This is a genomic window from Streptomyces sp. 1222.5 (assembly GCF_900105245.1).
GTDB classification, from domain to species: domain Bacteria; phylum Actinomycetota; class Actinomycetes; order Streptomycetales; family Streptomycetaceae; genus Streptomyces; species Streptomyces albidocamelliae.
This window is the reverse complement of record NZ_FNSZ01000001.1, coordinates 1,267,647-1,279,938: the sequence shown is the minus strand read 5'-3', so window position 1 is coordinate 1,279,938 and position 12,292 is coordinate 1,267,647. Positions and strand designations below refer to the sequence as shown.

General features: G+C 74.1%; 11 protein-coding genes and 1 pseudogene. 5 read left to right on the top strand and 7 right to left on the bottom strand.

The window, feature by feature from the left end; genetic code table 11:
- Window positions 1-5: 5 nt before the first annotated feature.
- Complete coding sequence (locus BLW57_RS05780; RefSeq protein ID WP_073891002.1) at window positions 6-206, top strand: ferredoxin; 201 nt, start codon at window positions 6-8, stop codon at window positions 204-206.
- A 45-nt stretch (window positions 207-251) separates the two neighbouring features.
- Window positions 252-785: a flavoprotein gene (locus BLW57_RS05775; RefSeq protein ID WP_093472620.1), complete on the top strand. Its 534-nt coding sequence runs from the start codon at window positions 252-254 to the stop codon at window positions 783-785.
- A gap of 43 nt (window positions 786-828) precedes the next feature.
- Here BLW57_RS05775 and BLW57_RS05770 read toward each other — a convergent pair whose 3' ends face one another.
- Window positions 829-1,680: an endo alpha-1,4 polygalactosaminidase gene (locus BLW57_RS05770; RefSeq protein WP_256339402.1), complete on the bottom strand. Its 852-nt coding sequence runs from the start codon at window positions 1,678-1,680 to the stop codon at window positions 829-831.
- A gap of 139 nt (window positions 1,681-1,819) precedes the next feature.
- On the opposite strand from BLW57_RS05770, the gene BLW57_RS05765 reads away from it, so the two are divergent.
- On the top strand, window positions 1,820-2,788 hold the full coding sequence (locus BLW57_RS05765; protein ID WP_093472618.1) for an aldo/keto reductase: 969 nt from the start codon (window positions 1,820-1,822) through the stop codon (window positions 2,786-2,788).
- 4 nt (window positions 2,789-2,792) lie between these two features.
- Here BLW57_RS05765 and BLW57_RS05760 read toward each other — a convergent pair whose 3' ends face one another.
- A complete protein-coding gene (locus BLW57_RS05760) occupies window positions 2,793-3,614 on the bottom strand; it encodes a phytanoyl-CoA dioxygenase family protein (protein WP_093472617.1) in 822 nt (273 codons plus the stop codon).
- 63 nt (window positions 3,615-3,677) lie between these two features.
- Here BLW57_RS05760 and BLW57_RS05755 point away from each other — a divergent pair, with 63 nt between their 5' ends.
- Together BLW57_RS05755 and BLW57_RS05750 are read left to right on the top strand one after the other, a co-directional pair.
- Window positions 3,678-4,577 carry a helix-turn-helix domain-containing protein gene (locus BLW57_RS05755; RefSeq protein WP_093472616.1) on the top strand — a complete coding sequence of 300 codons (900 nt, stop codon included), beginning with the start codon at window positions 3,678-3,680 and terminating at the stop codon, window positions 4,575-4,577.
- A gap of 240 nt (window positions 4,578-4,817) precedes the next feature.
- On the top strand, window positions 4,818-6,719 hold the full coding sequence (locus BLW57_RS05750; RefSeq protein WP_093472614.1) for an RICIN domain-containing protein: 1,902 nt from the start codon (window positions 4,818-4,820) through the stop codon (window positions 6,717-6,719).
- 1 nt (window position 6,720) lies between these two features.
- Here the strand turns inward: BLW57_RS05750 and BLW57_RS05745 are convergent, their stop codons facing one another.
- The 5 genes and pseudogenes from BLW57_RS05745 to BLW57_RS05725 form a co-directional block, all read right to left on the bottom strand.
- Complete coding sequence (locus BLW57_RS05745) at window positions 6,721-7,215, bottom strand: universal stress protein (protein WP_093472613.1); 495 nt, start codon at window positions 7,213-7,215, stop codon at window positions 6,721-6,723.
- 43 nt (window positions 7,216-7,258) lie between these two features.
- A pseudogene (locus BLW57_RS05740) lies at window positions 7,259-8,550 on the bottom strand (SLC13 family permease).
- 23 nt (window positions 8,551-8,573) lie between these two features.
- Complete coding sequence (locus BLW57_RS05735) at window positions 8,574-9,815, bottom strand: polysaccharide deacetylase family protein (protein WP_176985477.1); 1,242 nt, start codon at window positions 9,813-9,815, stop codon at window positions 8,574-8,576.
- Window positions 9,816-10,012: 197 nt separating this feature from the next.
- Complete coding sequence (locus BLW57_RS05730) at window positions 10,013-10,708, bottom strand: DUF4232 domain-containing protein (protein ID WP_093472608.1); 696 nt, start codon at window positions 10,706-10,708, stop codon at window positions 10,013-10,015.
- Window positions 10,709-10,860: 152 nt separating this feature from the next.
- Window positions 10,861-12,258, bottom strand: a complete 1,398-nt coding sequence (locus BLW57_RS05725; protein ID WP_093472607.1) for a serine/threonine-protein kinase — start codon at window positions 12,256-12,258, stop codon at window positions 10,861-10,863.
- Window positions 12,259-12,292 lie beyond the last annotated feature (34 nt).

The following is a 12,292-nucleotide window of genomic DNA, read 5'->3' as shown; positions in this document are numbered from 1 at the left end:
AAGCCATGCACATCGAGATCGACAGGGACGTCTGCATCGGCGCGGGACAGTGCGCGCTGGCCGCGCCGCGCGTGTTCACCCAGGACGACGACGGATACAGCACGCTGCTGCCCGGCCGCGAGGACGGCGCGGGCGACGCGATGGTCCGCGAGGCCGTACGCGCCTGCCCCGTGCACGCCATCACTCTGCCGGAGTCCGCCGGCTGACCGCCCGCCGGGCTGCTGCCCCGGCACCCTCAGTAGGGTTCCCGGATGACCGAACGCGCCGAGAAGCCCTTCCTGTACGTCGTCGTCTGCGCGGCCGGGATCGCCTCGGGCGTGCCCGAGCTGATCCGCGCCGCCCAGGCACGGGACTGGGCGGTCGGGGTCATCGCCACACCGGTCGCGATGGGCGGGTTCTTCGACGCCGACGCGGTCGAGGCACGCACCGGCCGGCCCGTCCGGTCGGCGTGGCGCTCCCCGGCCGACCCCCGCCCGTTCCCGCCGCCGGACGCCGTGGTGGTGGCGCCCGCCACCTTCAACACCCTCAACAAGTGGGCCGCCGGCCTCGCCGACACCCTGGCGGTCGGCACCCTGTGCGAGGCCGCGGGCCTGGGCGTGCCGATCGCCGTGCTGCCCTGTGTGGCCGACGCGCTCGCCGCCCATCCCGCCTACCGGGAGAGCCTGACCCGGCTGCGCGGGATGGGCGTGCGCTTCGGAGAGCCCTTCACCGGCGAACCCGGGCCGGACGGCGGGCACCCGCGGTTCGCCTGGGAACGGGCGCTGGACCTGCTGGACGCGCCCTGACGGCAGCACGGCGGCGATCGCGCGCCGGCCCGGCCGGTGCGGGCTAGCGCGTCCTGCGGACGTACCTCGCGCTGCCCGGTGTGGAGACGTCCCGGTCGCGGCGGACGATGCTCAGTCGGCCGCCCCAGCGGGCGAGGGCCGAGCGCAGGCCGCCGTCGGTGTACTCGATGTCCACGACCCGGTCGTCGAACGCCTTCGCGTACACCCCGCACTCGTCGTACTGCCCGCACTCCTCCGCCACCGCGAAGTCCAGCCCGGCGCGCTTGCTCCGCCCGGCCAGTTCGGCGGTGTTCTTCTGCGCGACGGCCAGGTGCCGGGCGTGCGCGTGCCGGGAGACCAGCGCCATGAACGCGGTGGCGTCCCGCGCGGTGAGCAGGCCGTCGGAGCGGGTGTAGCTGTCGTAGTTGTCCGGCTCGACGGCGTCGAAGCCCTTCTCCGCGCAGCCGTCGAGCCACCGGCCGACCCGCCGCGCCACCCGCTCCCGCTTCTCCGGGGTGCGCAGGTCGAGCAGCGGCTCGTGCCAGTCCTCGTCGATGACGACCCGGCCGCGCGCGTCGCGCAGGAGCAGGTCGGCCGGCCAGGACGAGCGTTCGGCGGGCTGGGCCTGGAAGGCGTTGACGTAGCAGATGTTGTACAGGCCCGGCGCGGGGGAGTCGGACCGGTCACGGCTGACGATCCGCACACCCTTCGGCGGGGGATAGGCGCCACCGATCTGGTAGTCGAACCCGGCTCCGCGCGGCGGCAGCCGCACCGTGGCGGGCCCGGCCGAGCCGCTCTTCCCGTCGCCGCCGGGACCGCACCCGGAAAGGAGCGGGACGGTGACGGCCAGGGCGGCCGACAGGGCGACCAGGGACGTCCGGGAAACCGTGGCGCGGGAAGCACCCTTCGAGGGCAAGTCTGCTCCGTCCTGCCCACGCCGGGCGGCGCGGCACGTGTCAGGATCACATCGCCCGCACGCGCGCACCGTCAAATCGGCGCCGGACCGGGCCGTAGGCTCAGTGGTGACCATCGTCCCGAAGGCAGGAGCAGCAACGATGCAGTACGTGAAGCTCGGTTCGACGGGCCTGGACGTCTCGCGGATCTGTCTGGGCTGCATGACCTACGGACTTCCGGACCGCGGTACGCACGAATGGACCCTCGGCGAGGAGGCCTCCCGCCCGCTCATCCGGCAGGCGCTGGAGGCCGGCGTCAACTTCTTCGATACCGCGAACGTCTACTCCGACGGCACCAGCGAGGAGATCGTCGGCAGGGCCCTGCGCGAGTTCGCGAACCGCGACGAGATCGTGCTGGCCACCAAGGTCAACGGCCGGATGCGGCCCGGCCCGAACGGCGCCGGACTGTCCCGCAAGGCCATCATGACCGAGATCGACCACAGCCTGCGCCGGCTCGGCACCGACTACGTCGACCTCTACCAGATCCACCGCTACGACCACTCGACCCCCGTCGAGGAGACGATGGAGGCGCTGCACGACCTGGTCAAGGCGGGCAAGGTCCGTTACATCGGGGCGAGTTCGATGTACGCGTGGGAGTTCTCCAAGGCGCAGTACACCGCCGAGCGGCACGGCTGGACGAGGTTCGCGACCATGCAGAACCACTACAACCTGCTCTACCGCGAGGAGGAGCGGGAGATGCTGCCGCTCTGCGCGGACCAGGGCGTCGGCGTGCTGCCGTGGAGCCCGCTCGCGCGCGGCCGGCTGACCCGCGAGTGGGGCGAGGTCACCGAGCGCAGCGCCACCGACGACTTCGGCGGCCGCCTGTACCTGGAGAGCGACCGCGCCATCGTCGAGGCCGTCACCCGCATCGCCGGCGACCGGGGCGTGCCCCGCGCCCAGGTGGCCCTCGCCTGGCTGCTGCACCAGGACACGGTCGCCGCGCCGATCGTCGGCGCCGCCAAGCCGCAGCACCTCCAGGACGCGGTGGCCGCCGTCGAACTCCGCCTGAGCGAGAAGGAGATCGAGGAGCTGGAGCGGCCCTACACCCCGCGCGCCATCAGCGGCCACTGACCCGTCAGTGCGGTCCGTGCGGCGCGAACTCCGTGCCGCACGGACCGGCGCCCCCGCTCTCCGCCAGCTCCACCCGCTCCCCGGACATGGTGAGCGTCCGGTAGTACGCCCCGATGCGCAGGGCCGAGCGGCCCACGTAGTGCCCGATGAACGAGCGCCGGAAGCGGTCGGCGCTCGGGTTGGGGCCCGAGCCGTGCACCAGGCTGCCGTTGAAGAACAGCACGTCGCCGGGGGCCAGTTCGACGGGCACCGCCACCAGACCGGGCGGCGGCGGAACGTACTCGCGGGCGAACGACAGCTCCGCGTCGGCCTCTTCGGGGCAGAACAGGTCCATCCGGTGGGTTCCCGGCACCACTTCCAGGCCGCCGTTGCCGCGGTCGATCGGTTCGCAGGCCACCCACGCGGCCACGCACGTGCCCGGCTCGGCCCGCAGGTAGAAGTTGTCCTGGTGCAGCGCCTGCCCGCGCGCACCCGGCGGCTTGAAGTAGAACATGCTCTGCGCGGCCAGCACCTCCTCCCCGAACAGCACCTCCAGCACGGCCCGCAGACGGGCGTCCAGGAGGAACTCGCGTGCCAGGGCGTTGAACTCGTGCGGCTGCATCACCCGCGGGAACCTGCGCAGCGGATCGGACGCGGCCGGTTCGGGCGCGAAGTGGCCGGGCACGGGTCCGGCCGCGTGCAGCGCGGCGAACTCGGCGCACAGCCGCCGGACTTCGCCGCGGCGGAACAGCCCGCGCACGACGGTGAATCCGTCCTCTGCGAAGCGCCGTCGCAGCGTCTCCCGCCCGACGGGGGCACCCGGGGCGCCGTTGTCCTTGGCCGTCATGGATCCGCCCCTCGCGTCCGCCGTCCTCTTGCGTCACGCTAGGCCGAGCCGCCCGACGGGAGGATGACCGTGCGTGCCGAGAACCTGCCCGTGACTGCCACGCCCGGCGACCCGTCGCCGCCGCCCGGCCTCGTGGTGACCGGCCGCTACGACCAGGGGCCGGGCTACGGCGTCAACCGGCCCCAGGGATCGTTGAGCTGGCTGTTCACCTTCACCACCGGCGGGCGTGGCCAGATCCGCCAGGGCACCGCCCGCGCCCGGCCCCGAGCCGGGGACCTGGTGGTCCTGGCCCCCGGTGTCGGACACCGCTACACCGTCGCGCCGGATGCCGGGCACTGGCGGTTCTGGTGGGTGCACTGCCAGGCCCGGCCGGCCTGGACGTCCTGGCTGGCGCCCCACGCCCGCGCCGACGGCCTGTACGCGGTCCCGGTCCGGCCCGGCCACCTGTGCCGGCGGGTCGAGGCCGCGTTCGGCCGGATGGCCGCCGACTCCCGGGGACCTGCCGCAAAGCCGCCGCACGGACCGGACCCCGTGGTCGTGGCGGAGGGCAGCCTGGCCCGGGAACTGGCGCTGTGCGCACTGGAGGAGGTCGTGCTGCTCGCCGCCGCCGGTGCCCGACCGGCCGCAGGCGATGTGGGTGCCGATGCCCGGGTGCGCCACGCCGAGGAGCTGATCGCCGCCGACCCCGGCGCCCCGCACACCGTGCGGTCGCTCGCCGGAAGCGTGGCGCTCTCCCCGTCCCGGTTCGCCCATCTGTTCACCCTGCGGACCGGCCGGTCCCCGATGCGGGCCGTGCGCGAGGCACGGCTGCGGCACGCGGCACGGCTGCTGGAGGTCACCGACCTGACGGTGGAACGGGTGGCCGCGGCCGCCGGATTCCCGAGCCCGTTCCACTTCAGCCGGGTCTTCCGGGCGCGCTACGGCGTGCCGCCCGGGGCCTACCGGGCGAGGGCGCGGCCGTAAATGAGAGAAAGGGATTTCATCGACGAAATGTCAATAGGGAATGCGCTCTCCCGGAATGGCGATAATCTTGTTCCGGTGTGCGAAGCTGTGTAAAAATGCGCGCTGTCGGTGCGCGGTCGCGAAAACATTTCCGCGGTACGTGCCGGGCCGTTCCCCGTGCACCCTTCACGCTCCAAAAGAGCTGCGCCAGGTGGACGTCCGGGTCGCCCATGACCTCGCCGAACGCTTTGGTACGGACTAATGTCGCAGCACGCCGGGAGGAATGCAGCCGTGAATGAGGCAGGCCTGTCGGACGAACAACTCAGTGCCGAACTGAAGAAGTGGACGGGGGCCACGCCTGCCCTCCATCCGGTCGGGGAACTCCTCGACCGGCACTGGGAGGCCGCCTTCGCCTACGCCCGGCTGTGCGCCGACAACCCGCGGGCCGCCGGGATGCTCACCACCGCCGCCTTCACCCGGTTGTTCGGCGCGTCGATCCGGCAGGGCGGCCCTACCGCGGCCTGGCGGCCCCACGTGCTCGTCACCATCCGCCGGATCGCGTCCGAGTGGGCCTCCGACGGCCGCCAGGAACTCCTCCACCCGGGCCTGCGGTCGGCCGACGGCACCGGCGGTCGCGCCGCCGCCCGGCTGCTGCCGCCGTCCGGCCGGCGGCTGCTGTCCGGCGCCTTCCAGCGCGTGCCCCCGACCTCCCGTGCCGTCCTGTGGCACACCGAGGTCGAGGCCGAGCCCCCGGCGGTGCCGGCCGCCCTGCTCGGGCTGGAGGAGGAGGACGTCCGCGTCGAACTGCGCCGGGCTCGCGAGCGGTTGCGCGAGGAGTGCCTCCAGGTCCACCGCGAACTCGCCCCCGAGGCCGAGTGCGGACGCTATCTGCGCATGCTCGACGTCACCTACCGGCGCGGCGGCGCGGAGGTCGACCCCGACCTGCGCGAGCACCTGTCCCGGTGCACCCACTGCAGCCGTACCGCCGACCAGCTCGCCCGGTTCAACGGGGGGCTGGGGCTCGCGCTCGCCGAGGCGGTGCTCGGCTGGGGCGCCCGCCCCTACGTGGAGTCCCGGGCGTACGGCGCGGAGGCACCGGCCGCACCGGTCCCCGCCCCCGCCTCCGTCATCGCGCCCCCGGCCGGCGAGTCCTTCACGGCCGCCGGAACGGCGATGTCCGGCGGATCCGCGACCCCCGCCGCCTCCATGACCTCCGCCGAATCCGCCGCGCCGGCCGGCCCGACCGGCACCGGATCCACCACGCCCGCCGGCCGGACCGCCGCCGGTGAAACCTCCGTGTCCCCCCGTTCCGCGCACCGTGCCGCCCGCCGCGCCCGCCGCCGCAACCTCACCCTGGCCGTCGTCACCGTCAGCGGCCTCGTCGCCCTGCCCCTGGTGCTGTGGGCGGTGCTCGGCTCCGGTGACTCCCCGGACCCCCACCCCGGAGGCACCCCCTCCCGGACGCCGGGCAAGGACTCCGCGTCCCCGGACACGTCCTGGGCCGCCGCACCCGCCACCGGCCAGGGCGCCCTGCACGGCGCACTGCACAACGTCGCCTCCGGCCTGTGCGTCGGAGTCGTCGGCGGCAAGGCCGTCAAGGGCGCCGAGACCGAACTCACCGCCTGCTCCGCGACACCGGAGCGGCAGTGGACGTACGAGACCGACGGACTGCTGCGCAGCGACGCCGATCCCGGTCTGTGTCTCGACTCCCACCTCGGCTACTCGGTCCGTCTCGCCCCCTGCACGGCCACCGGCCGTTCCGGCAGGAACATCCGCTACGACTTCACCCTCCAGGGAGCCCTGGTCCCGCGCTGGAACCAGGAGCTGGCCCTCACCCCGGCCGCCACCGACGGCTCCGGCGCCCTCGTCCTCAAGACCCGGGCCACCGGCGACGCACAGCGCTGGACCATCGACACCGTCAAGCCCGAACTGCGGATGCAGAACGTCAACTGGGGCGACGACGACGGCCCTTCGCGCACCCCCGCCCCCCGGCCCACCATCTCCGGGAGCACCCGGAAGACGGCGTCACCGAGTCCGACGCCCACCGCGAGCCGGTCCACCCCCACGCCGACGGCGTCCACGACCACCGACCCCTGTGCCGCGCACCCCTACTACTGCGGCGGGAGCGGGGACTACGGCGGCGGCAGACGTCACCACCACTGACTCAGTGGGGGTGGTGCGGCGGTGGCGGCGGGATCGTCGCCAGCCCGGGAGCCGGTTCCGGCCACACCAGCAGCACCGGGCAGGGCGCGTGGTCGACCGCGAACCGGACGGCCGGACCGAGGCTCTTCGGACCGAGCCGCGACCGGTCCCCGTCCCGGGCCAGCACCAGCAGATCGGCACCCTCGGCCGCGTCCACCACCTCCCGCTCGACCCGGCCCGCCCGCTCCTCGCGCACACAGGGGCGGCCGAGCCGGCCGGCCGCCGCGTCGAGGAGTTCGGCGGCCGAACTCCCGCCGAGGGCCTCGACCAGATCCCCGGGATCCCGCTCCGGGTGGCCGCGGCCGAGCAGGCCCGCGAACGCGCCGTGCGCGAGCCCGGGCACGTCGGGACCGCTGACGTGCAGCAGCACCACCTCGGCGGCCGGCGGCGCGTGCGTGCGCACGGCGTCCACGCAGGAGGGCCAGGTGCCCTCGACGAGCCAGGCGATCACACGCATCCGGACGGCCTCCCTCGAACCGGCGAAGGCCCGCGAAGGGCCCTCAGAGAACCTGCAGCGACCCCCACAGTGCCACCACCGCGACCGCGAGGGAGGAGGGCACGGCGATCAGCCCCAGCCGGGTGAACTCCCCGAGGTCCACGCCGTGCTCGTGCTGGTGCACGATCCGCCGCCACAACAGCGTGGCCAGCGACCCGGCGTAGGTCAGATTGGGGCCGATGTTCACACCGAGCAGCACCGCCAGCACCGCGCCCGGCCCGACCGGCGCGGCCAGCGGGAGCAGCACCAGCACCGCCGGCAGATTGTTGATGAGGTTCGCGAGGACGGCGGCCAGCGCGGCGATGCCGAGCAGCGCGGGCAGCGTGGTGCCGTCCGGCATGACGTTCCCGAGCACGTCGGCCAGGCCGTTGTCGACGACCGCCCGCACCACGATGCCGAGCGCCAGCACGAACGCCAGGAAGGACGGGGCCGCCGCCCGTACGACGGTCAGCGGGGTCGCCCGGCGCCGCAGCAGCGCCCGCCCGGCCAGCACCAGGGCGCCCGCCGCGGCCACCCAGGCGGGCTCCACGCCGAACGCCGAGGCCACCACGAACCCCGCCAGCGTGCAGGCCACGGTCACCAGCGCGAACAGCGGCAGCCGCGGAGCCTGCCCGCCGTCCGCGCCCGCCGGGGCGGCCGCCGCGAGGTCACGGGCGAAGAACCGCCGGAACACCACGTACTCGGCCCCGATCGCCACCAGCCACGGCAGCAGCATCAGCGCCGCGAACCGGGCGAAACTCAGCCCGCTCGCCGCGAACGCGAGGAGGTTCGTCAGATTGGACACCGGCAGCAGCAGCGACGCGGTGTTCGACAGATGGGTGCACGCGTACACATGCGGCTTGGGCCGTACGCCCGTCCGCGCGGCCGTCGCGAACACCACCGGGGTGAGCAGCACGATCGTGGCGTCCAGGCTCAGCACGGCGGTGATCGCGGACGCGAGCGCGAAGACCGCCGTCAGCAGCCGCACCGGGCGGCCCGCCGCCCAGCGGGCCATCCAGGCCCCGCACGCCCGGAACAACCCGTCCACGTCACAGAAGTGGGCCAGCACCAGCACGGCCGCGAGGAACCCGACGACCGGCCCGAGCCGCTCCGCCTCCGCCCGGGCGTGGTCGAGCGGGATCGCCCCGCTCGCGATCGCGATCCCGGCGGCGGGGACCGCCAGCACCGCCTCGGGCCACCCGAAGGGCCGCACGACGGCCCAGGCGAGCACGGCGGCGAGCAGGACGGCGGACAGTGCCTCGGAGAGGGGGGTGTTCAGGGCGGGTCCTCCGGTCGATCACGTCGGTGCCCGCCCATCAAAACAGACGATTCCGTGCGGGCTACGACGACCGGGTACCCGCCGCGCCCAGGAACTCCTCCCAGCCGCCCGCCGGGACCTGACCCGGCGTGAGCGTCCGCAGCTTGCGCAGCACCGCCGGATCCTGCGCCTCCAGCCAGGCCACCAGCTGCTTGAACGACACGAACCGCACGTCGTCGTGCTCGGCCATCCGGCCGATCGCCTCCTCGACGGCGTCCATGTAGATGCCGCCGTTCCAGCGCTCGAAGTGGTTGCCGATGAAGAACGGGGCGCGGTTGCCCTCGTAGGCGCGGCGGAAGCCGGCCAGGTAGGTGTCCCGGGCCTGCGTGCGCCAGGAGTCGTACTGGGCGCGGTCACCGAGGGGGTTCCCGCCCGACTGGTTGAACATCATGTTGTAGTCCATCGACAGCACCTGGAAGGAGTGGCCGGCAAACGGTATGGACTGCAGCGGGAAGTCCCACACCTTCCCGCCCTGCACCTTGGCCGGCCAGATCTGCAGGCCGCCGGAGGAGCTGGCGTCGTACTTCCAGCCGAGCGCGGCGGCCGTGGGCAGCAGGTTGGCCTGCCCCTCGAGGCAGGGGGTGCGGCCGCCGGTCAGTTCCTTGCGGTAGTCGAAGGGGAGCGGTTCCAGGTCGGTGAAGCCGGTGTTGGTCTTCCACCGCGTGACGAAGGCCGTCGCCTGGTCGATCTCGCTGCGCCATTCGGCGGGGGACCACTTGCGCACGCCGGTCGCCCCGCAGAAGTGCCCGTTGAAGTGGGTGCCGATCTCGTGGCCCTCCAGCCAGGCGGCGCGCACCTGTTGGAGCGTGGCGTGGATGTGCCGGTCGGCGAGATAGCCGATCGCGGAGGCGCCGACCGGGTGCTGCGGCGGGTGGTACAGGTGCTTCTTGGACTCGGGCAGGGTGTAGATGCCGCTGAGGAAGAACGTCATCTTCGCGCCGTGGTCGGCGGCCACCTTGCGGAACCGGGAGAACAGCTTGTCGCTCACCTCGCCCGCGCCGTCCCAGGAGAACACCACGAACTGCGGGGGCTTGCGGCCCGGCCGCAGCCGGTCCGGCTCCGGCTGGTGCGGCTGGGGGCCGGTGTCCGCGGTGGAGCCGTCGCCGATCGGCTTCACCGGCCGGGCCTGTGCCGTCCCCCTGCCGTCCGCCGGCTCCGGTCCGCCGACCCGGAGGCCGGTGCCGGAGGAGCAGGCGGCCAGTGTGCCCAGGGCGCCCGCCGCCGCTCCCGCCGTCAGCATCCGCCTGCGTGAGATCCCGCTCATCGTCTCCCCGGTTTCCTCGTCAGGGCCCCGGTGCGGGGCCCGCTCTTCGTGCGGTCGGGGGGTTCGATGACGGGGTCCGGAAGAAAGATCGCGGCTTTCGGCGCCTGTTGCCGTCCTGTGACAGTTGTGGCGCGTTCATGACGAACCCCGCTGCCGCGGGAGCGGACAGCGGGGTCGTCGGGAGCGGGACGTGCGGGTCAGGGGCCGGTGCCGGGGGCGAGGACGGAGAGGGAGACGGACGAGGAGTTGCCGGACACCGGCACCGGTCCGCCCGACCAGGCCACCGTCAGGTGGTCCAGCTCGTCCGGCGGGGTGAGGAGCAGCGAGGCGGGCGCGCCCGTCTTCGCCCCGCTGATCTCCGGGTTCGAGAAGGTCAGTCCGGCCCAGGCGCTCTGCCCCGGCTTGAGGGTGACCGTCACCGGCGAGCCCGGCTCACGGCGGGGGTCGGGGCCCAGCTGGGTGCCCGACCCGTCGACGAAGGCCGCACCGGGATAGCCGCGCAGGGTGCAGGTCCGGGCGGACTTGTTGGTGAGGACCAGCGGGAAGTTCTCCTGGCCGGCGCCCGGGTCGTTGCGGCCCACGGAGGCACCCAGTTCGGAGGTGTGGCAGCGGGAACCCGCCGCCGTGGTCTTCCCGCCGCCCGGGGACGCGGTCGCCGCCGGGGCCGACGACGCGGAGGAGCGGGTCGGCGTGGAGGCCGCGGCGGACGTGCCGGACGTGGCGGGGGCCGGGCTCTTCGAGGCGTCCGTCGCGGGCGCGGCCGTACCGGACGCCGTGACGGGCGGATCGCTGTGGACGTCCTTGCCGTTGCCGCAGGCGGTCAGGAGGCCCAGCACGGCGACCGTGCCCACGAGCAGGGCCCCGTGCCGCGTGGACCGGGGGGTGTACACCATGTCGCTCAACACTCCTGGTTGTTCGGGGCGAGCGGCGCACCGCGTGCCCGCGGCGCCGGGTGCGCCGTCATGACAATCCGATGCGCCGGACGCGGGAAAAGTTCGGGACACGCAGGGATCTTTTCCCGGACTTGACCGTCCATCCGCGTCTTTCAGGACACCCGCAGCGAACGGAGTATGCCGTCGGTGGCGTCCCCGGCACCCCGCTGCCGCACCTGCACGTACACCTGCGGCCGCGCCGCGCCGCCCGCCGGGGACAGCGCGGACTCCGTGACCGAACCGCCGTCCGGGCAGCCGCTCCAGACCCGGACCGGCCCGTGCCAGTCGGCGTCTGCGAAGGTGCGGCTGCCGGAGTAGCGGCAGCCGGCGTGCTCGAGGGCCTTCACCTCGGCGGCCACGTCGCCGTGCCGGCTCACCCCCACGAACACGCCGTCGACAGCCGCCTTCAGATCCGGCCAGCGGGACAGGTCGTCGGCCACCACCAGAGCCGGCTCGTGCCCCGCCTTCAGGCCGAGCGCGCGCGGGTCCCAGCCGGAGTCGCGCAGCTCCCGGCCCCAGCCGGCGGGCACCCGGACGGCGACCCGGCCGGTGGCGTCCGTGACCCGCACCCCGTCGTCCGGCGCGCCGCCGTCCCGCTGGACGAACACGGTGACGGCCACCGCCGCGGCGGTGGCCGCGAGGACCGCGGCGACCGCCAGCGTCACGGCGTTCAGCCGGCCGCGTACCCCGTCAAGCCGCCGCGCGTGGCCCACCGCGGGCGGCCCCGCCGCCAGCCGGTCCAGCTCGTGCGCGAACGCCTGCGCGCCCGGCCAGCGTCGCTCCCGGTCGGGCTCCAGCGCGCGCGACAGCACCCGCTCCACGCCCTCGCCGAGGTCCGGCCGCAGCCGCCGGGGCGGCACCACCTTCCCCGGCGGCCCCGGCACCGTCCCGGTGACCAGTTCGTAGCCCACCGCACCCAGGCTGTAGACGTCGGCCCGCTCGTCGATGCCCTCGCCGGGCTCGGCCTGCTCCGGCGGCTGGTAGCCCGCCGAGCCCGCCGCCAGGGTCAGTACGGAGGCCTGCGCGAGGCTCTTCGCCAGTCCCAGGTCGGCCAGCAGCACCCGCCTGGTGCCGTCCGGGGCGGTGTGCAGCAGCACGTTGGTCGGCTTGATGTCCCGGTGCACGATGCCGGCCTCGTGCAGCGCGGCGGCGCTGCGCGCGGCCTCGGCCGTCAGCGCCAGCGCGTCCGGCACCGGCAGCGGTCCGCCGCGCAGCAGATCGGCCAGGGTGCCGCCGTCGGCGTACTCCATCACGAAGTACGGTCGGCCGTCGGGGAGTTCACCGATGTCGTAGACCTGCACCACCCGGTTCGAACCGGCCCGCCGCAGCAGTCGCGCCTCGGACAGGAACCGCTCCCGGATGTCGAGCCGGTGCGCCCAGTTCTCGGCGAGGACCTTCACGGCGACCGGGGCCTGCAGCTCGGGATCGTGGGCGAGCCACACCGTGGCGAAGGCGCCGGTGCCCAGCGGCCGTTCGAGGCGGTAGCGGCCGATCCGCTCCAGGGAGTGCATACGACTATCATGCCTGCCCTGAGATCGACTTGGA

What these genes read in the sequence shown, in the direction of transcription:
- BLW57_RS05780 (WP_073891002.1), top strand. Translation starts at nt 6, where the DNA reads ATGCACATCGAGATCGACAGGGACGTCTGCATCGGCGCGGGACAGTGC.
- BLW57_RS05775 (WP_093472620.1), top strand. Translation starts at nt 252, where the DNA reads ATGACCGAACGCGCCGAGAAGCCCTTCCTGTACGTCGTCGTCTGCGCG.
- BLW57_RS05765 (WP_093472618.1), top strand. Translation starts at nt 1,820, where the DNA reads ATGCAGTACGTGAAGCTCGGTTCGACGGGCCTGGACGTCTCGCGGATC.
- BLW57_RS05760 (WP_093472617.1), bottom strand. Translation starts at nt 3,614, where the DNA reads ATGACGGCCAAGGACAACGGCGCCCCGGGTGCCCCCGTCGGGCGGGAG.
- BLW57_RS05755 (WP_093472616.1), top strand. Translation starts at nt 3,678, where the DNA reads ATGACCGTGCGTGCCGAGAACCTGCCCGTGACTGCCACGCCCGGCGAC.
- BLW57_RS05750 (WP_093472614.1), top strand. Translation starts at nt 4,818, where the DNA reads ATGTCGCAGCACGCCGGGAGGAATGCAGCCGTGAATGAGGCAGGCCTG.
- BLW57_RS05745 (WP_093472613.1), bottom strand. Translation starts at nt 7,215, where the DNA reads ATGCGTGTGATCGCCTGGCTCGTCGAGGGCACCTGGCCCTCCTGCGTG.
- BLW57_RS05735 (WP_176985477.1), bottom strand. Translation starts at nt 9,815, where the DNA reads ATGAGCGGGATCTCACGCAGGCGGATGCTGACGGCGGGAGCGGCGGCG.
- BLW57_RS05730 (WP_093472608.1), bottom strand. Translation starts at nt 10,708, where the DNA reads ATGGTGTACACCCCCCGGTCCACGCGGCACGGGGCCCTGCTCGTGGGC.
- BLW57_RS05725 (WP_093472607.1), bottom strand. Translation starts at nt 12,258, where the DNA reads ATGCACTCCCTGGAGCGGATCGGCCGCTACCGCCTCGAACGGCCGCTG.